This window comes from Sphingobacterium sp. SYP-B4668 (genome assembly GCF_027627455.1).
Lineage (GTDB): Bacteria > Bacteroidota > Bacteroidia > Sphingobacteriales > Sphingobacteriaceae > Sphingobacterium.
Window position 1 is genome coordinate 4,167,858 of sequence record NZ_CP115483.1, and the last position, 25,729, is coordinate 4,193,586.

General features: G+C 42.2%; 22 protein-coding genes. 10 read left to right on the top strand and 12 right to left on the bottom strand.

What is annotated here, in order from left to right:
• Positions 1-56 precede the first annotated feature (56 nt).
• The 8 genes from OQ289_RS16995 to OQ289_RS17030 form a co-directional block, all read right to left on the bottom strand.
• The gene (locus tag OQ289_RS16995; RefSeq protein ID WP_270088041.1) at positions 57-2,015 is read right to left on the bottom strand and encodes a family 20 glycosylhydrolase; all 1,959 of its coding nucleotides are present in this window, start codon (positions 2,013-2,015) and stop codon (positions 57-59) included.
• A 1-nt stretch (position 2,016) separates the two neighbouring features.
• Complete coding sequence (locus tag OQ289_RS17000) at positions 2,017-3,177, bottom strand: sialidase family protein (RefSeq protein WP_270088042.1); 1,161 nt, start codon at positions 3,175-3,177, stop codon at positions 2,017-2,019.
• 2 nt (positions 3,178-3,179) lie between these two features.
• The gene (locus tag OQ289_RS17005) at positions 3,180-4,367 is read right to left on the bottom strand and encodes an AGE family epimerase/isomerase (protein WP_270088043.1); all 1,188 of its coding nucleotides are present in this window, start codon (positions 4,365-4,367) and stop codon (positions 3,180-3,182) included.
• A 150-nt stretch (positions 4,368-4,517) separates the two neighbouring features.
• Complete coding sequence (locus tag OQ289_RS17010; RefSeq protein ID WP_270088044.1) at positions 4,518-5,756, bottom strand: MFS transporter; 1,239 nt, start codon at positions 5,754-5,756, stop codon at positions 4,518-4,520.
• Between the two features lie 27 nt (positions 5,757-5,783).
• Complete coding sequence (locus OQ289_RS17015) at positions 5,784-6,920, bottom strand: kelch repeat-containing protein (RefSeq protein WP_270088045.1); 1,137 nt, start codon at positions 6,918-6,920, stop codon at positions 5,784-5,786.
• Positions 6,921-6,930: 10 nt separating this feature from the next.
• Positions 6,931-7,854: a dihydrodipicolinate synthase family protein gene (locus tag OQ289_RS17020; protein ID WP_270088046.1), complete on the bottom strand. Its 924-nt coding sequence runs from the start codon at positions 7,852-7,854 to the stop codon at positions 6,931-6,933.
• 59 nt (positions 7,855-7,913) lie between these two features.
• Complete coding sequence (locus OQ289_RS17025) at positions 7,914-9,467, bottom strand: RagB/SusD family nutrient uptake outer membrane protein (RefSeq protein WP_270088047.1); 1,554 nt, start codon at positions 9,465-9,467, stop codon at positions 7,914-7,916.
• A gap of 17 nt (positions 9,468-9,484) precedes the next feature.
• Entirely contained in the window at positions 9,485-12,868 is a 3,384-nt protein-coding gene (locus OQ289_RS17030) for a SusC/RagA family TonB-linked outer membrane protein (protein WP_270088048.1), read from the bottom strand.
• Between the two features lie 169 nt (positions 12,869-13,037).
• On the opposite strand from OQ289_RS17030, the gene OQ289_RS17035 reads away from it, so the two are divergent.
• Positions 13,038-13,769: a FadR/GntR family transcriptional regulator gene (locus tag OQ289_RS17035; protein ID WP_270088049.1), complete on the top strand. Its 732-nt coding sequence runs from the start codon at positions 13,038-13,040 to the stop codon at positions 13,767-13,769.
• A gap of 70 nt (positions 13,770-13,839) precedes the next feature.
• On the opposite strand, the gene OQ289_RS17040 is transcribed toward OQ289_RS17035, so the two are convergent.
• The 3 genes from OQ289_RS17040 to pepE all read right to left on the bottom strand — a co-directional run bounded on the left by OQ289_RS17040 (position 13,840) and on the right by pepE (position 17,752).
• Entirely contained in the window at positions 13,840-15,573 is a 1,734-nt protein-coding gene (locus OQ289_RS17040) for a thiamine pyrophosphate-dependent enzyme (protein WP_270088050.1), read from the bottom strand.
• 88 nt (positions 15,574-15,661) lie between these two features.
• The gene (gene mgtE, locus OQ289_RS17045; RefSeq protein WP_270088051.1) at positions 15,662-16,978 is read right to left on the bottom strand and encodes a magnesium transporter; all 1,317 of its coding nucleotides are present in this window, start codon (positions 16,976-16,978) and stop codon (positions 15,662-15,664) included.
• Between the two features lie 63 nt (positions 16,979-17,041).
• On the bottom strand, positions 17,042-17,752 hold the full coding sequence (gene pepE, locus OQ289_RS17050; RefSeq protein WP_270088052.1) for a dipeptidase PepE: 711 nt from the start codon (positions 17,750-17,752) through the stop codon (positions 17,042-17,044).
• 190 nt (positions 17,753-17,942) lie between these two features.
• On the opposite strand from pepE, the gene OQ289_RS17055 reads away from it, so the two are divergent.
• From OQ289_RS17055 to rimK, 5 genes are all read left to right on the top strand, one after another.
• A complete protein-coding gene (locus OQ289_RS17055) occupies positions 17,943-18,611 on the top strand; it encodes a response regulator transcription factor (RefSeq protein ID WP_270088053.1) in 669 nt (222 codons plus the stop codon).
• A 97-nt stretch (positions 18,612-18,708) separates the two neighbouring features.
• Positions 18,709-19,191 carry a DNA-deoxyinosine glycosylase gene (locus tag OQ289_RS17060; RefSeq protein WP_270088054.1) on the top strand — a complete coding sequence of 161 codons (483 nt, stop codon included), beginning with the start codon at positions 18,709-18,711 and terminating at the stop codon, positions 19,189-19,191.
• A gap of 53 nt (positions 19,192-19,244) precedes the next feature.
• On the top strand, positions 19,245-20,423 hold the full coding sequence (locus OQ289_RS17065) for an AIR synthase related protein (RefSeq protein WP_270088055.1): 1,179 nt from the start codon (positions 19,245-19,247) through the stop codon (positions 20,421-20,423).
• Between the two features lie 6 nt (positions 20,424-20,429).
• Positions 20,430-20,864 carry an ATP-dependent zinc protease family protein gene (locus OQ289_RS17070; RefSeq protein ID WP_033564268.1) on the top strand — a complete coding sequence of 145 codons (435 nt, stop codon included), beginning with the start codon at positions 20,430-20,432 and terminating at the stop codon, positions 20,862-20,864.
• Between the two features lie 55 nt (positions 20,865-20,919).
• Entirely contained in the window at positions 20,920-21,849 is a 930-nt protein-coding gene (gene rimK, locus OQ289_RS17075; RefSeq protein WP_033564267.1) for a 30S ribosomal protein S6--L-glutamate ligase, read from the top strand.
• A gap of 81 nt (positions 21,850-21,930) precedes the next feature.
• On the opposite strand, the gene OQ289_RS17080 is transcribed toward rimK, so the two are convergent.
• Complete coding sequence (locus tag OQ289_RS17080) at positions 21,931-23,028, bottom strand: SGNH/GDSL hydrolase family protein (RefSeq protein WP_270088056.1); 1,098 nt, start codon at positions 23,026-23,028, stop codon at positions 21,931-21,933.
• Positions 23,029-23,340: 312 nt separating this feature from the next.
• Between OQ289_RS17080 and OQ289_RS17085 the strand changes: the two genes are divergently transcribed.
• The 4 genes from OQ289_RS17085 to OQ289_RS17100 all read left to right on the top strand — a co-directional run bounded on the left by OQ289_RS17085 (position 23,341) and on the right by OQ289_RS17100 (position 25,681).
• A complete protein-coding gene (locus OQ289_RS17085) occupies positions 23,341-23,904 on the top strand; it encodes an NADPH-dependent FMN reductase (RefSeq protein ID WP_270088057.1) in 564 nt (187 codons plus the stop codon).
• 74 nt (positions 23,905-23,978) lie between these two features.
• Complete coding sequence (locus OQ289_RS17090) at positions 23,979-24,557, top strand: DJ-1/PfpI family protein (RefSeq protein WP_033564353.1); 579 nt, start codon at positions 23,979-23,981, stop codon at positions 24,555-24,557.
• Positions 24,557-24,934 (top strand): hypothetical protein, encoded by a 378-nt coding sequence (locus OQ289_RS17095; RefSeq protein WP_270088058.1) that lies wholly within the window; start codon positions 24,557-24,559, stop codon positions 24,932-24,934. Before OQ289_RS17090 ends, OQ289_RS17095 begins: the two co-directional genes overlap by 1 nt.
• An 81-nt stretch (positions 24,935-25,015) precedes the next feature.
• Positions 25,016-25,681 carry a DUF1345 domain-containing protein gene (locus tag OQ289_RS17100; RefSeq protein ID WP_270088059.1) on the top strand — a complete coding sequence of 222 codons (666 nt, stop codon included), beginning with the start codon at positions 25,016-25,018 and terminating at the stop codon, positions 25,679-25,681.
• Positions 25,682-25,729 lie beyond the last annotated feature (48 nt).

The window sequence follows — 25,729 nt, forward strand, 5'->3', positions numbered from 1 at the left end:
ATGTCCATCGAGCATAATTGCTTTGTGACCTTGTCCCATAAGTCCTACAATATTGCTTAAAGCGGAACAAAAGTAAACATCCATTTTACTGGATTCTGCCAATCCATTCCCTCAAACCTGGCAACAGGAAGCTTGAGCAGCACTTCATTCCATCCTTTCTTGAGAATAATCTGGGTGGGTGATCTATACGAATAGCCTTCATCAACCAAGGGGATTTCTAAATCGCCTTTTGCTCCAGCTCGTTGCCACGTTGGCGGTACTATTAATTGTCGATTGACCCACACCTGACTAGACCTATTATCCCACTGACCTAAAACAGGTGAATCACTGGCGTAAGATCTTGATAGGTTATCAAAGCCAATCCAAAAAGGTCGTACCTCTTCCCTATCACTCCAGATACGCGTGCTAGCATACCAAGTTGTATTGGGCTCAGGATTAGGAATAGTACCCTTTATGATATTGGCCCACCAATGACGGAGGATCAACGTTCCCCCATCTGCGACAAAATTTGCTTTTAACGAGTTTAGATCAGACCCAATGAGCTCGGGTTCAAATACACGCTGTAAATGCCCCTCGTTGACATATGGACCATAGAAGTTCCACTGCAAACCTGCTTGGCGAGTATAAGGAAAGGGAAGATGCTGAAAATACAAACGCTTGTGGGCGAGAAGCCGCTCTTCGAAAGCTCGAAATTCCTGACCAGCAGGATGCGAGGCAGGATACATATTGCACACCCAGCCAGCCAGCCCACCGCCGTGCCAACTTCTCTCCGCAAATGTCAATAAACCGGGATACACGGCATTTTGAGTGAACACATCGCGTTCATTCGCCACTGCCCGATCGGGCCAGGCGCACAAGATACCTCCCAATAGATTGATATTGCCTCGACTCTGCTCACCAATCCGCCTGTGAAACAGGGTCGTAACAGTCTCCAAGGGATCCATATGATTGATATATAAATGCTTGGAATCAATAAACTGTTGAACTGAATCTGTCGTAATGGGCTTTGGGCCACCCATCCAGAGTTGACGGATGGTATGTGAACTTAAATTTCCTCCAGGTTCCCAGCCGAGTGTCTGCTTGCCCAGACTATCTATAAAGGTAGTCATCTCGGGCAGAAACTGCTGATTGGTGATCTTGACCTCATCCCCGCCAATATGCAAATAGGACAACTCTGGGTAAGTCATGACAAACTCTCGAACTAGCTCCTTAACATAGGTCATACCTTGTGGAGATTGCATATCGACGTTAAAATACCGACGGAATGCCCCACTGTGCCCTGGCATGTCAATCTCAGGTACAAGCGTAATATGCCGCTCCGCACAATAGGCGATTAAGCTCTTAAAGTCGGCCTCACTATAATATTTACCTGCCCAACGCAGCATGTTGGAAGCCTCGGTGAGTCCAGGGTATTGCTTACTGACCAAACGCCAAGCAATATCTTCTGTAAAATGAAAGTGAAAAATATTCATCTTATAGCTCGCCATGACGTCGATCTGTTCTTTAAGCGTCTCCAACGACTGATAATTCCGACCTACATCAACCAAATAACCACGCCATGCATAGGCTGGGCTATCGCTAATCATACAGCTCTGTATCGAGCTTACACTATCAAAAAGTTGCCTAAAGGTCTGCAAACCGTAATATATGCCTACAGCACTACCAGCCGTCAAATGAATGGCAGCCCCTTGTACCTTTAAGCGATATGCTCCTTCGGTGGTGTAATATTCATCTAACGAATCAAGTTGAAGTGTGAAAGTTATCTCACTCGATTGCTGATGGGGAAGTGATGAAATCGGCAACATCTGACTTTGAAGGATGGTGACCAAGACATTCACTTCATGCTGCAATGTTGGTTGTAACGATACAATTCGTACTCCATTCTTCAAATCGATTTTTTCTTGCCCCCACTGTACTTCCTGAGGCAGCGGGATAAGCGCAGGGATAGATTGAGCATACCCCACAGTACTGAAACCCAAAAGAAAAATATAGCTTAAATATTTTAAAAGATGCATCTTACTTGTAAGCTACAGGAACAAATACAATCTCTTTATAATCATCTTTTTCGTATAATACACCTATCTTCTTTTTACCAATTTTCACCATATCCGAATAGGCAGAAAAAGATCCCTTATATCCCTCAGGTGCTTTGGCGACAATTTTATTAAAATACCAATCCTTGCCTTGATTTTTGGAAACCCGTAATGTCAGATTGTTCCTATCTTGTTGATCGGCGGCATTGCATACTGCCAGGATATATTTATTTCCTTCTTTCCAAGATAATGTACTGCCTTGATTGACTGGATCGGGAAGATTTTTATCATAAAAAGTAGTATCCCATGTCACCCCTCCATCACTGGAGTAAGATACAATACGATTCCTGACATTGCCCTGTTGATTGCGGGTATTCATATACAGTCCATCCTTGGATATCTGAGCAGCCATGGTCTCATTGCCTCCTTCAAAAGTGATGGTCTCCGCTAGCTTGAAACTCTTACCGTGATCATCTGAATAGTATGCATGTGCATAGTAGTCCCGCCCTGCTGACTTGGGCACACCTGCAGAGTGGTTGGCAGGAATATAGAGACGTCCCTTATAAGTACCTGAATCAAATTGCAGACCGTGTCCAGGTGTATTGGCATAAGCTCTCCAATCTTGTTCAAAATTATACTCGACATTAATTTGTGGCTGCTTTGGACGATGCGCTTGTGTAGTGATATTCACCGCTTCGGACCAAGTCCTCCCTCCATCAGTCGAGGTGATATACCAGAGCTCTCGGAGTCCATTCCCTTTCCTCACCTCTCCTTCATGGTTATTGCCGGTATTGTAGAACAGAAAGATACGTCCTTGTGGATACTGAGGATCTAAAAGATCAACCACCGGCGCAGCATTTCCAGCTTGCAATTTATCATAGTCAGCAGCGACTTGAAGCTTTCCCCATGTCTTTCCATTGTCCGCACTAATTTTATAGACGATATCCACATTTCCATAGTCACCGGAATGATCGACTCGTCCTTCGGAAAAAGCTAATAGCTCACCCTGTTTATTCTTGACTATTGCGGGTATACGGTAACTGGCGTAACCGTCATCACCTGATTTAAAAACGATGGTCTCTTGTGCCGTCAAACTGGTAGCTAGCAGGGTAAGTCCCAGTAATGCTGAGATGGAGTTCTTCATATCTATATGTTGTTTGTTAAAAATTCATTTAATATTTGTAAACAGTACCATTCTTGTCTTGGTAGATGAAAAGGCCCTTTAAATAGGTTGCCTTTGGCGGTTTGTGCAAGCTGTCCATCTCGATGCAAATAGCCAAACCACTCGCCATGTTCAGGATCATGGAAATGGGTATATGCATAGTCATGAATCATTTTATGCCGCTCGGCATATTTCTGGTCACCCGTCATCAAATAAGCTAAAAGTGTGGCTATAATGGCTTCGTTCTGAGGCCACCAAAACTTCATATCCTGCCAATATTCTTGTACTGGCTTACCAAATACGTCTCTAAAATACAATATTCCGCCGTGTTCTTGATCCCATCCCCTATCCCACATATAATCCAACATACGGCAACCCAAATCGATCAGATGAGAATCATTACCGCGATACCTTGCTTCATGCAGGATAAACCAAGCACCTTCGATGGCATGTCCAGGATTGAGTGTCCTGCCGTCTATATGATCGATAATACTACCATCAGATGCTACTTGCTCCATCACGCAACGCAAATCATCCTTGACAAAGTTGTGCTCAATTTCAGCTATCCAATGTCGTATAGCTGAATCACATCTTTCATCTCCAATGGTCTCACGTAATTGCTGTGCAGTATTGATCATAATCATGGGAATCCCAATACCTTTACTGGGACGTGTGTTTTCAAATTTGGAAGTCATGGTCCTCGATCCATTTGCATATTCCATACAAACACCAAAGATTTCTCTAGCCAATCGAGCAGCCTCTTGGTCTCCTGATGCCTTTGCATAAGCCGCAAAAGCAATTACTGCAAAAGTCTCCGAAAAGAAATATCGGCGCATGCGAATAGGGGTACCTTGTCGATCTACATGAAAGTACATTTTACCACTGGCATCAAAACATTTGTTACGAAGGAATTCATAGCCCAATCGGGCGCCCTCAAGCCACTCCGGATTAGGAGCTACTGTATTATATAAGGTGGCTAAAAGCCAACATGCCCGACCTTGAATCCACACCGCTTTGTCAGTATCAATCAATGAGCCGTCGGCGTCACGCATAAGTAGATACCCTCCAAATTCGGTATCGTATGACCGTGGAAACCAAAAGGGCACGGTGTCATTTAGAAGCTGATTTTTATAAAAAGAAGCTAACGCTTCCAATTCCTTAGTATCGTACATTATTCTTTTATATTAAAGTTAAAAGTGGAAACAGGGACGCCTGCTTCATTTTCCAGATTAGCGAATGTTCTATCCTCGTAGACAAACCAACCATCCCCGTGTCTTTGTGCCTATCCTAGGCTTTCCATCGTCTCTAAGAATCGTAATGTGCTATTCAACCGCTTCGTGTTCTCTAGGTTTTAAAACAGCCAATTGGATAATCAACACCACAAACACAACAATGGCCAGCAATGCAAAATCACGTCCCAAACGGCCGGAGTCTGCCGATGCACCCAAAGCCCTTGTAATATACGCTCCGGCCATCACGCCTACCATATTCATGGTTCCATAGGCCGTGGCTCTGTACTTAGGAGACACAAACTGGCAGAGGATGGGCATATTATTGGCATCGAACATGCCAAAGCCAAAGCCAAACGTCAAGCCGGCGGCTACGATGGTCCAGACTTGGTTACCATAGCCAATTAAAAAAAGGGCAGGTATAGTCAATCCTAGTCCTATAGCACTGGTATAAATCCTGCCCCTTTTATTCTTTTGCACCCATCTATCGGATAATATGCCCCCAAGAATCACCCCTAAAAAGGAGGATATGGCAATAGTCACCGTCGATAAGGGACCTGCTTGGGTCATGGGTATATTGAGATTGTCAGCAAAGAGTGTAGGAAGCCAATTTTTTGTCGCCCATCCAGGTAAACTAGGGGCCGCAAAATAAAGTAGTATCACCCAAAAAGAGATATTAGATAGCAATACGGAGAAACCTTTCCATAACGGAACTCCGGGGGCTGTATCCGTCATGGCTTTGGTATGACCACGTGTCTCAAAGAAGGTGAAAACAAGTACAAACGCATAAATGATGCCGACGAGTCCAAAAATTTTAAAAGTCAAATGCCAGGAATAATTTGCGGCGACCGTGGCTCCAAACCCACCGAGAGCTTGTCCAAAGTAGAGCCCAGTCATGTGAATCCCTACCGCCAAAGACCTGGTCTTATCCGAATGATAATCAGCTATGAGCGACAGACCTGCCGGAATATAAAGTGCCTCACTCACGCCCATGATCGCTCTTAATACATAGAGCTGATTATAGGTAGTGGCAAATCCCATTCCGAAGGTAACCGCCGACCAAACGAACAAGCTACCAACGATCAACCATTTACGGCTAATCTTGTCAGCAATCACTCCTGCAACGGGACTCATCAGCCCATAAATCCAAAGAAAGATAGCCATTAAGTATCCAAAATTAGTCGCCATACGGAGCTCTGCAATGTCGATTTCCATCGCAGGACGCATAGTGGATAGCATCTGCCGATCCAAATAGTTGAGCAATGCAACAATCCACAGGAGGGCAACCACGACCCAAGGGTAATATTTTTTTGTACTTAATGACTTTATCATCTTCTTTAGTTTATAGATTAGTGATTCTTATTGAAGTTGACCACAAATTATTTTTGCTGTCCGTACACCTGCTTTTATCTCTCCACTTGGAATAACAACGTGTTTTCCCCATCGTACAGCGGTAGTGGTAACTGGCCCCTTAGTGGGCAATTCGCCAGCTTTATCCCAGACATTCCGTTTGAAATCATAACGCCATATTTGCTGCCCAAAACCAGGATGTTGTTCCTGCATGACATTTTTTTGTCTGATTAAATCAGCTCTTTTGACCGAATCTGCTTCCATGGATATGGAAGCAAGAAGGGTCTCTACTCTTCCAAAGGTGCTCCCATCGTCCCCGCTGAATACCCAAAGACCTCCGTCAGAGAGCAAAAGAGCCGTACCTGCCGCCGATTTTTGAGGCATAGATTGTAAAGCTTTCCACTGGTGCGTCTTAAGATCGAATTTCCAAAGACCATCATAAATGTCGCTTACCATGCCGAAGTTTCTCTTGCGCCCGCCTACTAAATACAGTGCATGACGATCGGAAAGGAGTTGAAGATGGGACACCTCATAAGGCAAATCAGCAACATGTCCCCAGCCTAGAGCTGTCTTTTTAAGATTCAAAACATATAATGCTTTAGAAACCCCCTCTTGTAGCTCACCTCCCGCTAGATACAGATAGTCACCCACAATGGAGGCTCCGGCATTGGTAATGGCAAACGGAAGGGCCGGAAGTTCTTGCAGTTCGAGAGCTTTCCTAACAGGGTCATATTTCAAAATATAGCAGGAGGACAATAAACCTGTTTCATTCTCGCCTCCAAGGATGAATATTCCATTTGAAGAGCTCACACTGGCACCATATGCCCAAGAAAATGGCAAAAGCAAGCTTTGGACAAACTGTACTTGACCTGCATGTTGTTTGTAGATAAAGAAATCACGATGATACTCTTTGCTCCCCCCCTCCCAGGGCATCTGCAATGGAAAATTCGCTCCTCCTCCTATACACAAAAAATCACCTTGAACACCTACCAATGGACCTGCCAACCCTTTGTGCGACATTCCCTGTTGACGAGGCAACTCGAGCCCAATGGACCAGTCGATGACAGCACTATGCTCCTGAGATTCACTTATTAATGGGACCATTGCAAATACCATCAAGCTGGAAAGTAGTGTGAGAGATTTCATACGATGTGCTTTAAGTTGTGGAATTGAAATTCTGAAATCCCAAGGCCTTAACATCTTGCCGAAATTGTTGAAAAGCCTCAGCTTCCATATTGCGTACGGGCAGTCTAAACTCTCCACAATCTAGCTCAATTAACTTCATATAGGCTTTGCCCGTCGCGATACCACCGTATTTACCTAATAAGGTGATCATATCAATTGCTTTTTGTTGTAATGCATTGGCTTTATCAAAATCTCCCGCCTCAAAAGCCGAAATTAGTGCATGATAGAGTGGAGCTGCATAATTGTATGTACTTCCTACAGCACCCTTACTTCCCAAGACCAATGAAGACAACATATTTTCGTCTCGTCCCCAAAGCATATCATACTTTTTATTCTTGTAATTCAAGCAGGACAAGAAATCCATAAAGTCTTCATGGGTATATTTAATCCCTTTGAATGTGGGAACTATGGATTCCACTTCTTTAAGCAAATCAAGCATGGCGTAATTACCACCAGTTAATACGGGAATATGGTAGTAATAGAATGCGGTATTGGGAGCGGCCTCAGCAATGACGGCACAACACTTAGCCAATTGAGTGACATTCGCAGGTTTAAAATAAAAGGGAGAGGTAAATGAAATTGCGTCTGCGCCCTCTTGTTCTGCAATAATCGCTAATTCCCTACATTCCTTTACGTTGGTGCCGCCCAAAAACATCATCAACACAAATTCTGTATCGTCTTTCGTTAGGCTTGTCCAAGCTTTCAACACACTCACTTTTTCGTCAAAAGTGAGTGCAACTCCCTCTCCAGTAGACCCACAAATAAATGCGCCCTTGACATCATTGCGTTTCAAGGATTGATAATATTCGGGAATCAGTTCCAAATTCAATTCACCATTTGCATGAAAAGGTGTGAAGGGTGCGGATATTAAACCTTCAATTTTGTGATTAAGCATATATAGTTTTATTTAATTTTCTAAACACAATTTACTATCCTGAAACAAACCAATCCCCTCTAGGGTTTGGTTGTTTCGTAGCCTGGAGTCTGATCCACCAAAGGATCATTCGTCCATACATCCCTACCAACCGGCCATAAAACCTTGTACCCTTCAGATACTTTATTTAAGACACCATAGGGATGTCCAGAAGTTTTAAAAACCAATGGGTCGCTTCCAAACTTCATGCGACGTATGTCGTACCAACGCTTGCCCTCCCATACGAACTCCTTCATCCTTTCCTCAAAAATAGCAATCTCGTTTGCGTCTTTGCTCCCATTTACAAACGGAGCCGGGTCAGCTCCATTGAAAGCTCGATTACGAATAGGTTGTATGAAGCTGCCAGGATCGGTCCCTTCTGCATTGGCAATTTCTGCCAACATCAATAATCTGTCAGCCTCGCGATATATTGGCCAGTCATCCGTCCAGTTACGAATGTTATTGTTGATAGTTCCCATAAACTTCGTCAACACCGTATTCCGTATGGTAACCTTATTAGGCGTTACTGTCCTATCTATCCCGTAGAAATCATAAAATGTTGCATTACGTCGCTGATCATGAATACCATAAGACTGAAACAGTTCATAGGTGTATGCATATCGTTGGATACCCCCGGCACTCGCTTGGGCTATATTAAGGGGATCGACTAGTTTAGGTGCATTTACATCAACCGTATCTTTGTAGTAAATACCATTAAAATTTGCAACAGGATATAGGAATAGACTCACATTTGCAGACTCAGCCTCATTAAATGCATAGGGGAGCGTAAAGATAATCTCGGCATTTTTCTTTTGTTTGAATACATCTCCAAAATTTGAAAGTAAACTATAGCCTGTTACCGCATTTAGTGCAGATTTGGCTTCGGTTAGATCTTCTATATTGCCGTACACTTTTGCTGACCAAAGAAATACTTCACCTTTCAGCATACGGCTAGCGTTTAAGGTCCAATAGGCTTTGTTGCTTCCCTGACTAGTCCCGAAATGTGTCAATGACTTAGCGATGTCAGCTTTGATTGCCGTTAACACATCCATCTCGGACGACCTTGCCAAGCGCAAGCTCACAGCATCTGGCTTGCCTATTAAAGCATCTGGACTAAGACGCAAGGGTACTCCTCCATAGGTTCTCAGCAAATGAAAATAGTAATATGCTCGCAACCCATAAGCTTGCCCTAATAGCATATCTTTTTTGTCGGTTGACAAAAAAGATAGGGGCTCCACTTTATTGATAAATAGATTGATTTGCAAAATGCTATTCATAAATCCAGCCCATGCCCCTATACCAGGGGACACTTCTGTCATTTTGTGCTCTATAACTCCTAATTCACTGAGTGACACTTCCATCCTCGCTGCATTGGTAAGCCCACCTCCGCGCATTTCACCCAATCGAAATAACATGAATTGCTGCGCTCTGAGGTTGCTGTGCACACCAACCATAAAATTATTGACCTGCGTTTCATTTTGCCAATAGTTTCCATCGGCAAAATAGTCTTCAGGTACGAAGTCCAAGCTTTTATTACACGCTGTCAAAACACAAGCTGACAGTGTAATCACTACTATTTTGATATATTTTCTCATGACTTTATCTCCTCTAGTTAAAATGTTATCTTACCTCCGAACACCAACATGGTGGGTACGGTATAGGCACTATTTTGGAATCCTGTGCGCTCGGGCAGCGCGTTCAATTTATTTGAAATATAACCCAAATTCTGTCCTGTAGCCGTCAGGGTCAAACCACTTATCTTTGCCTTACCTAGCCACTCTCTAGGGACTGAATAAGACAAGGATACTTCTCTGAATGCTAGATAGCTGGAATTCACCCAGAAAAGATTACTAGGTCGGTCAAAGTTTTTCATATTCAATTGGTCGGCCCACATGTACCTAGGATATTTAGCATTGGGATTGTCGGGAGTCCACGTATCTTTTACAATAGAACCTGCATTAAACTCTCCTTGCATGTAGCCTAAAGACCAGACATTCATCCTGTCCATTTGGATATGGCCCAACGCAAAATCTATCCGCGTAAAGAGGGATATTCCTTTGTAACTCACAGACGTATTGAAGCCACCTGTCCATTTGGGCAAAGTATTTCCTAATTTCACACGATCGCTTTGATTGATGACGCCATCGCCATTGATATCATCCCAGATCGCATCCCCCAACTGTGTCGGCAGATAGCCTGTCAATCCTTGTTCAGCTATTATTTTCTGACTAGCCACTCGTTTACCTGCCGCACCACCGATACTATAAGTATCACCAGCAGCATCATCCCTTACATTATAATTTGCTAAATCTTGTTCGTTACGGATGATGCCTTTCATCCTAAATCCGTAAACATCGCCCCATTCTTTACCTTCTTGCATACCTTCGACCCAAATCAAGCCATTTGAAGACGGATCGTACACCTGAGTGCCACCTTGTCTGTTCAATTCGTTACCATTATTAGGCAACTTGATAATCTTGTTGCGAACATAAGCCGCATTGACATTTACCGTCCAGTTAAATTTATCATTGTCAATGATTTTGTATCCTAACTCCAATTCGACACCTCTATTGCGCATTGTTCCATTGTTAGTACGGATGCGTTCGATACCTGCAGAGCTAGGTAAATCAATGTAAGCCAATTTGTCCGAAGTAATCCTGTTGTAATATGCTGCGGAGAAATTAAGTCGGTTATTTAACAATCCGATATCCATTCCGACTTCGGTAGTGTTGGTTTTTTCCCACTGGAGGGAAGACAATGTTGGATTTCCAAATAGGAATCCCCTCACCTGGTCATAGGCTGTCTGAACATTGTACGACCCCTGCACCTCATACTTTCCGATAGCCTGACTGGTACCGATACCTATATTACCATTCTTACCCCAACTGGCCCGAAGTTTCAAAAAGTCCAACCAAGGGGCTTGCTCTTGAATAAAATCCTCACGTGTTGCGACCCAACCCACAGATGCAGCAGGGAAAAAACCCCATCTATTCTCTGAATTCAAACGAGATATGCCATCATTACGAAAGGTAGCAGACAACAAATACTTATCGGCATAATCATAATTGACCCGGCCGAACTGGGAGATTATACGGTCATTCTCATGCGAGGAAGATGTCCCTCTGGTCGGGTTGGTAGCTGTATTGGTCGTCAAGCCTAAGGACATGAAATCATCTGTAGGTGCTAATGCGCCAGAGGCTCCTACTGAACGATAGTAAGAATCAAAAAATTCACCCCCGGCCAATGCGTTTAGGTTGTGCTTACCAAATGACTTGTTATAATTTAATACCGCATTATAGGTTTGTTGGATATCTCTCCAGAAAGATGCTGCACTATTTCGCTGTCTATTCCACCCTGCATCAGGATTGGTAGTGCTTAAGAAGCCTGTCCTGAAATCCTTATTGAAAGATTCAGCATACTCCTCGTGGTAATATAAAATACCCTTCATGCGCAAGGATAATTCTGGCAAAAAATTAATAACCAATCCTTGACTAAGGGTAAATTTATCGTTTTGATTGCGTCTTATATATTTATCGATGTTTACTAATGGATTGCCATCACTTGCGTCTCGTCCCAAAATCCAATCACCGGTGATAGGGCTTTTGCTACGCAACGTTGGTGGCGCAGAGAGCATGCGTCCCCAATAGTTTTCCTCGCCGTTTGTCAAGGTTTGATCCCGCCAATTGGCTCTTGTGTAATTAATACTTGATTCCGATTTGATCCAATCTTTGATTTTATAATCCGCATTTACTGCAAAATTATATCGACGATAGAAGGTATTTAATGATAATCCTTTTTCATCATAAATTCCGACATTACTATAGTAACTCGCTTTGTCATTACCCCCAGAGAAGGCCAGATTGTAATCCTGTGATGGTGCAGGTGAACGAAATGCAAGATTGCCGTAATTAAAATCTTCGTAAATCAAGTCATAGTACTGACCATTAGCGTCATAGTTTCCAGCTGCATTGGTAGGAACGACATCCTTCAATGATTTCCAACCCTGGTCTAGCAAAAAACGATTCTGATCGGTCAACCGCATCACACTCCAACGTGCTTCATTCACATAATTTCCATCTAAGGGCGTCTTGCCATCAGGTCCGAAATATACATTGCCGGTCCCGCGAGCACCTGGATTACCAAGTGCCGTATTTGCCAATGTACCAGCTTGTATAGCAGCAGTAGCGCCTAAGCGACTCCATTTAATATATTCTTCCGAGTTCAAGAAATCATAGGGTATATTTAAATAATTGATACCACGATTCACTTTAAAATCAAGCGAAGAGGACCCGGATTTTCCTTTTTTTGTCGTCACAATGACCACACCATTAGAGGCGCGCGCACCGTATATAGCGGTAGCAGCAGCATCCTTCTGGACATCGATTCTATCGATTTCCTCAGGATTGATATCTGACAGGTTACTCCGAACCTGACCATCTACCAAAATTAACGGGCTACCTGTACCATCAAAGTTTGTACCGCCGCGCAAAGTAATATTGGCCATGGCTCCGGGACGACCTGACCCGGTTGAGACGCGAAGCCCAGGAATCGTTCCAGCTAATGCTTGTGCCGGATTGGCCCGCATACCAGTTTCTAATACTTTCTTATCCAAAGTGGAAACTGAAGCTGTCATTTTAGAGCGCTTTACCGTTCCGTATCCCATGACCACGACTTCATCCATGGTCTGGATATCTGCTTCTAGCATGATATCGAATGATGTTCGATTGCCAACAGCAACTTCTTGCCGCTTGTAACCTGTGTAAGAAAAAACCAATACGGCAGAAGGGGAGACTGTTAGTGAAAACCCCCCGTTTTGATCGGTTTGGGTGGCCTGAGTACTGCCCTTCACCAGTATGGTAACTTTTGCAAGGACCTCCTTTGTAGACAGATCTACTACCTTCCCCGAGATAGTTTTGGTCTGTGCCCATCCATAGGTGAAGCTACCAAGCAACACCATTAGCAATGGAATCATTTTGAATGTTAGGTTTATTTTCATGTGGTTTATACTGTATTAAGTATTACATAATAAAGCAAATATAGACACAATATCGTAAAAACAAATTTTATTTTTAATATTATGTATAACATAATTAGAAACAAAAATTGTATATATTTGCTTCTTCAGCAGCGTTTGCGGATTTTCGTAAACAGTTAATCAATCTTGCATGGACACAAAACAGTCAATCATCGATCAATTAGGTACTATCGACACATCCAGTCTGGTAGATAAGGTAGAAATGAAACTTATTGACCTTTTTATCAACAAGGGTTTTAAAGTTGGAGATGCGCTACCTAAAGAAATCGAACTTTCGGATACATTGGGTGTTAGCAGGACCGTTGTAAGGGAGGCCATGCTACGGTTAAGAATGGTGGGACTCGTAGAGTCTAAAAAACATAGAGGGGCGATATTGACCAATCCAGACCTTTTATCTCCGTTGAAAAAATCCCTTCATCCAAGTATACTTGCTGAAAAGACCCTTCAAGATATTTTTGAAATGCGTCTAGTGTTGGAAGTAGGCATGGCCGATTTATTATTTGACAAGATTACAGATCAGGATATCGAAGATTTGGAAAAAATAGTTGCAAATGAGCCCGCGAACCCAGATGCTACGCTATTTAACATTGAAGACGAGGTCTTATTTCACGGTAAACTTTACGAAATCTCCAACAATCAAATGTTGAAAGATTTTCAACATATGCTCCTGCCCGTGTTTCAATATGTGCATACTAGTGGAATGCTAAGCAAGCCCAGCCAATCCAAAACTTTCATTTCTCACCGAGGTCTGGTGGATATTCTAAAAGTGGGTAATCCAGAAATTTTCCGCAACGCAATGCGCAAGCATCTGGACAATCATTTCGTCCGTTTATTTGAAAAATCGACAGAGCGAGTCGGCTAGAACAAGTCTGCCCCATGATTTCTCGATCATGGGGCAGACTGCTATCTGATATCTCTTAGAAACCAATGAACTAGAGTTCTTTCAGATGTTTATAATTTGATTTTATAGTATCAAACACCTCTTGCATCTTCCCTCCCAACATCAACTTGGTCATAGACTTGGCCATACCGACCATTTGATCTAGGTGTATTTTTGGTGGCATAGCCAGCGCACTCGGATTTGTAAATACATTCAACAAAACAGGTCCTGGATGATGGATGGCCATCTCGATTGCTCCGACGACCTCCTCAGGTGTACGCACATTTACCCCTTTAAAACCCATTGCCTCGGCTATCATGGCAAAATCTGGGTTGACCATATCGGTCTCATTGTCCATCAATCCTGTCACCTGCATTTCTAACTTGACCATGCCTAAAGAACGGTTGTTGAAAACGATGATTTTAATCGGCAAATTATATTGTTTAATAGTAGCCAAATCGCCAAGCAACATAGAAATACCGCCATCGCCACACAGCGCGAATACCTGGCGCTTCGGATAAGCCAAGGACGCTCCTATTGCCATGGGCATAGCATTGGCCATGGAACCGTGATTGAACGAACCTAGCATCTTACGTTGTCCGGTAGCTGTAATGAAACGCGCCCCCCATACACAAGTCATCCCAGTATCTACCGTAAAAATAGCATCGGAGGCCGCTTTATTGTCAATAATATGGGCTAGATATTCGGGTTGAATGGTGTCTTCAGCTCCTTTGGCATCGATATAGGTTTTCATATTTTCCTTTACCTTTTCGTAAAAATCAAGTTGGCTTATTAAAAAGCTGTCATCTATTTTTTGATTAAGTAAGGGTAGTAACGCTTGAATTGTGTGTCGTATATCTCCCACCAAGCCTAAGGTTAGTTTTGCTCTTCTTCCCAACCGCTCGGCTTGGGTATCAATTTGTACGATTTTATTGTCTGTAGGCATAAAATTTTCGTAGGGAAAATCAGTGCCTAATAAAATGACTAAATCAGAATCATGCATACTCTGATAGGCCGAGGGCATCCCCAAAAGGCCGGTCATCCCAATTTCATTGGGATTGTCATATTGGATGCCCATCTTTCCTCTAAAAGAATAACCTACTGGAGCCTTGAGCTGGTGGGACAGGTGAACGATTTCAGTATGCGCATGGGTAGCACCAATACCACAATAAATAGTGGTGCATGTACTGGAATTGATAATATTCGCCAACTTTAGGAGTTCGGCATCGGAGGGTCTAATGATGGGCTCACATTTAAAAATCTGAGTAGAAGTATCAGTCTCGACAGCCTTGAGTTCGGTCACATCTCCAGGAAGTCCAATAACAGCTACTCCCTTATGGCCGATGGCATGTTGTATAGCCGTTTGGATAATCCGGGGTGCCTGCTCGGCCGTTGTAATCATCTGATTATAACAACTGCAGTCATCAAATAGCTTAATCGTATTGGTTTCTTGAAAATAATCCATGCCCATTTCATGTGTATTAATGGTGGAAGCAATCACAATCATTGGGACATGTGACTTATGCGCATCATACATCCCATTAATGAGGTGCACATGACCGGGGCCACAGCTTCCGGCACAACATGCTATACCGTCCAATTCTGCTTCTGCAGCGGCAGCATAAGCCCCTACCTCCTCATGACGCACATGTATCCATTTTAAACGACCGTCTTTGCGAACAGCCTCATTAAAAAAATTCAAACTATCACCAGTAACTGCATAAACTCTTTTCACTCCAGCTTCGACAAGCATTTCTACCAACTGCTCTGCAACAATCTTTGCCATAAAATCACTTTTTAAAGTTAATACTAAGAGACCCGTGCCTCCTTACTACTAACGTTAAAAACCATAATGTGTTTTAAAATATTGAAAGCTATAGGAGCTTGCCGCTCAAGAAAAATGCTGCAATAGAGAAATAGATGACCAATCCAGAGACGTCTACCAAAGTAGCAACAAAAGGTGCTGAAGCGGTCGCAGGATCCATTCCTAATTTACGTAACACAAATGGAATAAATGAGCCTGAAAGAGTGCCCCACAGAACAATAAATACTAGAGAAACAGATACACTCAAACCAATGTAAATCCAATATTCGCCATAATCATAGATTCCGAGCTGCTGCCACAAAAGGATACGGACGAATCCAATAGAGCCCAAAATAAGACCTAAAATAATACCAGAAGAAATCTCCCGTTTCATCACATACCACCAGTCGCGAAGCTTGAGCTCACCTAAGGCCATTGCTCGAATAATTAACGAAGCCGCTTGGGAACCAGAATTGCCTCCAGATGAAATAATCAACGGAACAAATAGGGCCAATGCGATTGCCTTTTCAATCTCACCGTCGTAATAGCTCATAGCAGAGGCCGTCAGCATTTCGCTCAGGAATAGTATGACCAACCAGCCAGCTCTTTTCTGGACAAGCCGTAGTAGTGGAGTCTTTGTATAAGCGACGTCCAACTCATCCATCCCCCCGAAACGGTGGATGTCTTCTGTATCACGGTCCTCAACTCGATCGGCAACATCATCAAATGTTACAATTCCTACCAGTACACCGCTGTCGGTAATGATGGGAAGAGCACTGCGGTCATATTTTTGAAAAATCTCAAAGGCCTCTTCCATTGGTGTAGAAGCTCTAATGGCTGCAAAATTATAATCCACTAAATCCGAAATCTTACTTTCAGCATCAGCAAGTAACAACTGACCTATCTTGAGGTCGTCGATCAAGACATTGTTTTCGTCAACAACGTATACAAAATTCAGTGTCTCGGCTTTTCGACCAAAAAGCTTGATATGCTTAAAGACTTCTGATACCGTGTATTCTAGTCTAACTTGCACGTACATGGGCGTCATGAGCCTAGCAATACTGTCTTCCTTGTAGCCGATTAGTTCCAAGGCCATCTGCTTCTCGCGTTCATTTAGCAGATTAATCAAGTATTTGATTAGCTGATCGGGTAATTTAGAGAAAAGCTCGTTACGCAAATCGGGCTTGAGATTGTTCAGTAATTCGGTGAGTTCACGCTCTGAAAGCTGCTTCAATAGCGTGTATTGAACGGCACTATCAAAAAAGGAGAATATCTCAAGCCTTAACTCCAAAGGAAAGGAAGAGAAGGCTGTGTAAAGCTCCTTGCCCTTTAAATCGGATAACTGCTCTGCAATATCTGCTGGATGTAGGAGAGGATATTTGTTCATAGCAATATGGTTTCAATATTCACTAATAGATATATTTTTACTTCTGCGTACGATTCTAAAAGATTAGAAGTCGATTTTGCCTGGGGAGAGTTCTATGGGAGCCTTCCCCTTCTGAAACAAACGGGCTTGCAGATTTCCCTTCAATTGAATCTCCCCCTCCTCAACCAACAGCCAACTTCCTTCTCTAATACCCAAAACGGGTTGTTCATTATAGAAGTGGAATTCATTAATACGCGTCTCGCGTGTTTCGCCCTTATGTGTAGACTGCGGATCGGGGTCCAAATAATGGGGGTTGATGTTAAAAGGGAGTAGTCCTAATGCATCAAAGTCAATAGGTAGCACAATCGGCATGTCATTGGTGGTGCCTATCGTTAAACCTGTGATATTAGAGCCGGCTGATGTTCCTACATAAGGAATACCATCACCGAGACGCGCTTGCAGCACAGATAGAAGTCCTTGCTCCTGCAAGGTTTTGAGCAATAGAAAGGTATTGCCCCCACCCGTCAATATTGCCGAAGCCTCTATTAAGGCTTTTCCAGGATTTTCAAACTCATGGATCCCAGACACCTTAATCCCTAGAGGGGATAATGCATCTGCTACCCGCTGGGTATAATCCTCATATGATACACCCGATGGTCGAGCATAAGGAATGAACAAGACATCCTTTACTTGGATAAAATCTGCTATTCTATCTCGTATATAGGCCAAAAAGTCACTTCCATATACCGTACTGGTACTGATGACCATAAGACGAAGTTTATTGTTAATTTCCATAATCACGCTATTGTCTAGACAAGTAAATCAATATTAAGCAAAAAAATTAGAAGGTACCCCATTATCATCAAAATTCTCCAGACCCCGTATAGCCTTCCTGTAACGAAAACATAGAACTCTAACAATTAAATCATAATATAAAATGTTTTTTATAATTTCATTTTTAGATACAAAGTGACATTAACCTAACATGCCATATCACATACTAGAAACAGAATTAGACAAGCTGGAAGAAAGCCTTTCGCAAAACGGAATACTAACCCCATCATGTGTCAAAAAAGATATTTTCCTAGAGATTATCAATAGTAGCGAATACTTAATAACAATCCATGATGTAGAGTTTTATAGGCCAATCTGCATCAATAACGCTATGGCTGAATTTTACGGATTCAAGAGTAATAGGCTCTCGGGTATGGATTATGTATATTACCTAAAGACAATTCACACTTCTACCTACCATACACTTATTGACTCCATTGCATTTTTCAAACTGGATAAACAGCGCTACCTAAATCTAGAGTACAAACTACTCCATCGGGACAATGAGTGGAAAAATGTAATCGGTAGCACCAAGACCATACTTAGAAATGCAAAAGGTAAACCGTGCTATGCCCTAACACTTGCAAAAATCTTCGAAGGGGAGACAAAATCATCTTTACTTGAGAAGATAAAAACATTGACGAAAAGAGAAAAAGAAATCATTGCTCTCCTCACGACAGGGTACTCAAAAAAGGAAATCGCGAGCAAATTATTTATAGCCACCTACACGGTCGAGACACACACGAGAACAATTTATAAAAAATTAGAAATAAACAAAGTGTCCGAGTTGGTATCCATTGCCGAAACCTATAACATCTAATCATCTTACTCTTCTCATCTTGAGAGAATGTTAAACAACAATCTTTATCTATTTTGTGAAGAAGGCATAAGTGAGGATAAATCAGTAAATTTAGCACATGTTGAAACAGTCCTTTCCTCCTATTTATAGCGAAAATGCCAAGTTTCTAATTTTAGGTTCGTTACCTGGAGACAAATCCCTAAAGGAAGAACAGTACTATGCACACCCACAAAATAGATTCTGGAAGCTAGTATTCAAGTTAATGAATACCCCTTTTCAACATGGCTATAATGAGCGCACCCAACTGCTGAGGGACCATCACATTGCATTGTGGGACACCTGTGCATCAGCAATCCGGCCGGGCAGTATGGACAACGCGATACTAGCAGAGGTACCTAATGATATAATAGGGCTTCTAGAACGGACTCCTTCCATACATACTGTTCTCTTCAACGGCAACAAGGCTCGCCTTCTTTATGACAAATACCACAGGAGGGTAGCTGATATAACCTACCATAGTCTTCCGAGTACAAGTCCTGCAAATGCGCAATTTTCCTTTGAAAGATTGTTAGATACTTGGAGCATCCTTAAATCAGGTTAATATTATGCAATAAACTTATAAATATCAGGATGATTGATTATTTTTGCCCCAAGATGTCAGATTTAAAATATAATCAAAGAGGAGTATCCGCTGGAAAAGAGGATGTACACAATGCAATAAAAAACATTGACAAAGGTCTGTTCCCCAAAGCTTTTTGCAAAATCATACCAGACATACTTGCTGGAGATGAGCAATGGTGTAACATCATGCATGCAGATGGCGCAGGTACAAAATCATCTTTGGCCTATATGTACTGGAAACAGACAGGGGATATTTCAGTATGGAGAGGTATTGCGCAGGATGCCATCATTATGAATCTAGATGACTTGCTTTGTGTGGGGGCAATAGACAATATCTTACTTTCATCGACTATTGGTCGTAATAAAAATGTAATCCCTGGTGAGGTTATCGCCGAAATCATCAACGGGACCGAAGAGATTTTGGCCGAATTAAGGGATTTGGGAATCGGTATCTATTCGACTGGAGGTGAAACTGCAGATGTGGGAGACCTTGTGCGCACGATTATCGTAGATAGTACTGTTACCTGCAGAATGCGACGTCAAGATGTCATCTCCAATCACAATATTCAACCGGGAAATGTAATCGTAGGACTAGCTTCATCCGGCCAAGCAACATATGAAAAAGAATATAATGGCGGGATGGGCTCGAATGGACTGACTTCTGCTCGTCACGACGTATTCAACAAATCTGTAGCGGAACAATATCCCGAAAGCTATGACCCTGCAGTACCCTATGATTTGGTATTTTCAGGCAGTAAGTCGTTGACAGATATTATTGAAGTGGAAGATGGGCAGCAGATTACGGCTGGCAAGCTTGTGCTATCACCTACGCGTACCTATGCTCCTGTAATTAAGAAAGTATTAGACAAATACCGTTCGCAAATAAATGGAATGGTTCACTGTTCAGGAGGTGCGCAGACGAAAGTCTTACATTTTGTAGATAATGTGCATGTTGTTAAAGATAACTTGTTCCCCATTCCCCCACTCTTCGAATTGATTCAAAAGGAATCAAAAACGGACTGGCAGGAAATGTATAAAGTATTTAATATGGGACATCGTATGGAATTATATGTTCCAGAGACCATTGCTCAAGACATCATTGCCATATCTGAATCCTTTGGTATTCCGGCACAAATCGTTGGAAGAGTAGAGGCCGCTGACACGAAAAGGGTGACCATCAATTCACCATACGGAACATTTGAATACGAATAAGAACCCATGGCGGAGATGCGAACAATCGGTTGGTACGAAACGGTAGACCTCCCCGAACTGGGACTATACAATTTTAAAGCAAAGATTGATACCGGTGCCCGTACTTCTGTACTCCATTGCGAAGAGTACCATATTGAAGAGGAAAACGGGCATAAGTTTATACAATGTACGATTATAGATAATTTTGAAACGGGTGAAACACGTGTGATTCGATTCCCTATCGTACGGCAGGGTGTCGTGAAGAGTTCATTTGGTCACTCCGAGATTCGCTATATGATTTTTACAAAAATTAAACTTTTTAATAAACTATACTCCATTAAACTATCGTTCCGAAATCGTTCGGGCATGAAATTTCCCATGTTGCTGGGACGTAATTTTATAAGTAAAAAATTCTTAGTAGACGTATCGCAATATAATCTTTCTGAAAATTCTTCATTGTAAGAAAAAAAACCAAGCAGCGTATCTTTTGTTATAATACTACAACATCATCATTTCAGTGAAAATCGCTATTCTTTCAACTAATAAAAATTTGTACTCTACACGAAGACTCGTGGAGGCTGCTGAGAAAAGAGGACATGAATGCGTGGTCATGGACCATAGCAAATGTTATGTAGGCATACGTCAGGATACTCCAACAATCCATTATCGGGGTCAGGAAATCGCTGAAATAGATGCTATTATTCCCCGCATTGGATCTTCTGTGACATTCTACGGATCGGCCATTGTTCGTCAATTTGAAGTGATGGGCGTAATATCGGCGAATCCTAGTCAAGCCATCACGCGCTCAAGAGACAAATTGCGCTGCATGCAGATTCTATCTGGTGCAGGAATTGGGCTTCCCATTACTGGCTTTGCTAGAACAATCTCGGATGTCGATGACTTAATCAGCATGGTAGGCGGCGCGCCTTTGGTCATCAAGCTCTTGGAGGGGACACAGGGAATAGGGGTGGTCCTCGCAGAGACAAAAAAGGCAGCTTCTTCTGTGATTGAGGCTTTTTACGGGCTCGGAAACAACATACTGGTGCAAGAATTTATCAAAGAATCCAAAGGAACGGATATTCGAGCATTCGTTGTAGGGGGCAAGGTGGTTGGAGCTATGAAAAGAACTGCTAAGGAAGGTGAATTCAGATCAAACATACATAGAGGAGGAAGTGCCGAAATCATCAAATTGACGAAAAAGGAAAAGGACACTGCTATTGCTGCTGCAGCCGAATTGGGCCTTACGGTATGTGGGGTAGATATGATACCCTCAGATAGAGGTCCGTTAGTATTGGAGGTCAATTCTAGTCCTGGTCTAGAGGGAATCGAAAAAGCAACAAAAAAAGATATAGCGAGCGAAATCATTATGTATCTCGAAAGACAGTATGAAGTCAAAAAAGCTTCAAAACCAGAAATCAGAAAGAAGAAAAAGGAAAGCAAACTTTAGCCAACCTTACTTTAATTGCTATACTAAGAAAGCCACTCTATCCTATTGTTTAGCGTGGCTTTCTTAGTATGGTTCAAAAGACTATCTCAAAATCTTCTTGATTAAGCGCTGATAAGCGACAGCAATCTTCATCATCCCCAAATCATTGGGATGGGCATAGTCCACTGTAGACTCCAAATCCATCGACATCTCTTTATTGGTCAATAAATATAGGTGTTGAACTTTTTCCTTCTTCATACGTCCCATAAATGCACGTAATACCCTTGTAGAGCCGGTGTACTCTTGCGTGGACCCAAGATTAAGGACATTGGCATCAAAGCCAGCGCTTTGCTCGGTAAGGATAATTGGCGTATTTGGATGTTTCTTCCGCAAAAAAGATACTGCATTGGTGAGCAAAGAGTCCAATTGGCGTTCGGAAAGATTGGCGTTCAGGGAGAGGTTGGGAATACAATCCAGTACAAAAATACGGGCATCCACCTCACCAATCAGCGACAATATGGGTTGCTCTAGCCGTCCATTTCCCGAAAACCCTAAATTGACCACAGGAAGTTTCAATTGACGCCCTAAGATATTGGTCCATGCCAAACCGGGTCTACTGGCGCATGCACCTTGGGCTATTGAAGTGCCATACACAATTATGGGTTTTTCTTTTTCAAGGACAAATTTAACCTCTTGTCCGTCCTCTACTCCTATTTGCATCCACTCCACCGTATTATACAAGGGGAGATATAAACGGTATGTACGAGAGGTGCCATTTCCTAATTTGGAAAAGGTAAAGGACGTTGTATCTCCAAAACTATAATTACCATAGGCCCATTTCCAATCTTTGGAGATATCATCATAAGCATATAAATCCAGACCGCTTACACCGGTGGTGGGCATATGAGGCATATTTAACGACCCGCTCATCTTGTATCGTACAGTCACGGCGGATGCTCCAGTATGAAAATCAATATATAAGCCAGCAGCATTGGTACCTAGTGACCATACAGGAGGACGTACGACATCCTTTAAACCGGCAGGCAGACGGTGATAGGTAGTGGTAGCCTGTTGATGATCTGCAATACGCCCACTCACAGCTTGCTGTTCAAGAGGGTTGTACCAATTGAGAGATTGCTGACCATAACTTACGAGGGCGGACAGCATGACGAGGACTAACAAACAAGGCTTAAGATTCATTGTTATAGGTTTATGAAGTAATATATAGAAAATGACTAATTTTACGGAAACGAATATCCTAATAAAAAATTAAAACATCGTGCTATTCCTGAAATCTATTCAGAATAAAGGTTTACTTACAGCAAATAATCAATGTTTGGATCAAAGAAGGTGAATTAATTAGAAAACGAAGGCTAGTAAACGTCTTTAGAAACAAATGACAAGGACAAAGCAAACTATGTTGATGAAATCATCACGGATATATACTTACAAACAAAAATGCATAACGGACTGATAATAGGTCAGTCGACTTTAAAAGATAATTTTATTCGAATGAAAATACTAGCATTTGCAGGCAGTAACAGCTCTACCTCGATCAACAAAAAATTTGTCACAAGTGTGGCTAAATATTATAAAGAGATAGACGATGAAATCAAAATCGTCGATCTTAACGATTTCAAAATCCCCCTCTTCAGTAAGGATACGGAAATCCAAGAGGGTATTCCAGCTACTGTTTATGATTTTGCAGCGTTGATTGACTGGGCGGACTTTTTGATTATTTCACTTGCTGAAAACAACGGCAATTATAATGTAGGATATAAAAATCTTATCGATTGGATATCACGTATCCCCCGGAGACGCATATTTCAGGATAAGCCAGTATTCTTACTAGCAACTAGCCCCGGAGCGCGTGGTGGGCAATCTGTACTCAGCATTGCCGAAGCCAGACTGCCATTTGATGGTGCAGAGGTACTGGATACGTTCTCCTTGCCAAGTTTCAATGACAACTTTGAAGAGGGAAAGGGAGTGACCAATATGTTATTGAGAAGTCAACTGGAGGCAAAAGTGCGTAAAACCAAACGAACACTTGCGACAAAGAACCTGCCTAAATCATGACGTATATTTTACGGTACAGATTCTAGCAAACAAGGGATAAGTAGTATATTTCGTTGAACAAAAAAATGACTATCATGGCAAAAAAAATCTTGTTATTAGTAGGTGATTATGTAGAAGATTATGAAGCAATGGTACCCTTTCAAGCAATGGGGGCTATTGGGATCGAAGTCGATGCAATTGCACCGGATCGTAAAAAAGGAGATGTAGTGCCAACAGCAGTACATGACTTTACCGGAGACCAGACATATAAGGAACTGCGAGGTCATAACTTTGGAATCAATAAGGATTTCGAACGTGTGAATCTGGCCGACTATGATGGGCTCTACATCGCTGGGGGACGATCAGCGGAATACATTCGCCTCAATAAGCGCGTCTTAGAAATCACAAAGCATTTCTTTGATGAAAATAAACCAGTAGCTGCTATCTGTCACGGTATCCAGGTATTAACAGCTGCCAAGGTATTAAAAGGTCGTACATTAACAGCATATGTAGCAGTCGGACCTGATATTGAGCTTGCAGGGGGCACATGGAAGAATGTACCGGCTGACCAAGCTGTAGTAGATGGAAATTTAGTAACCTCGCCAGCATGGCCAGGGCATCAAGCCATACTCAAAGAATTCTTCAAACTACTTAACATCCAAATCTCGCTTTAATGAAAGGAAATAAAAAGAGAGCTTGGCTACTTTTAATTCCCATCGTTTTGATAGTAGCCTTTATTTTTAAGGATTCATTGACCCAGAAAAAGATCGAGGATTTAAAAGGCGATTTCAAAGAAGTAGCTTTCATACGCAATGAACAGAACAAAGGAGGCATTATTCGGATATATGCTGTAGCTGTAGGGGATATCTCGAATGCCGATTATGAAGGTGCAGCAGACTTATTTCCGACTAACGACTATGGAAGTTCGACAACGGTGTACTTCTTTGACAAGGATTATCCTTATCCCACAACACTTACGATAGAAGCTCCTCATTTTGATTTAAACAAATACAAGTCGATTATGATCATTAAGAGAACTGGATCTAAATAATTTAAAAACCTTCCTTTGATACGCTTGTTCGTGATGAGGAAAGTTTTTTTGTCCCTCCGTCCTAAGTACATCTATTGCCAAATGACCAAACAAAACAACGGACTATCCATACATCAACTGCGCGCTATACATAGAGCCTTGATATCATTTACTATGGCCTTAGGCATCTTCTTGATTATCCCCGAATATGAACCGCATTTGGTACAATACCTATACGCATGGCTTGCGTTTTGTTGCTCTTACATCATTTTGTCGTGGATTACATTTTATACTATGCCTATACGCCAGATCATAAGATTGGCAACTATTGAGGACGGTAGTCGTTTATTTGTCTTCCTCTTAATTCTTGTGGCTTCATTCGCGTGCCTATTCGCAGTACTGCTACTCATCATTTCACATTCGGAGCATACACCACAACATCCATATTATATCGTCATCGCTGTAGGGAGTATGCTCGCTTCTTGGGTATTGGTACACACGATATATACCTTCCACTATGCACATCTCTATTATACGACAATGGGAAAATCGGGCTCAGGACTACTATTTCCGGGTGAAGAACAACCAGACTATCTTGATTTTGCATATTTTTCATTTGTGATGGGTTGCACATTTCAAGTCTCAGATGTGCAGGTGACGAGTAAAAGAATAAGACATGTCAGTCTTTTTCATGGCCTGTTATCCTTTGCATTGAACACTTTTGTGGTCGCCTTGACTATAAATATCATTGCTGGACTAATCAACTAACCAAGATGTAACAAACTAATAAACAGAACAATACCCACACATCACCAT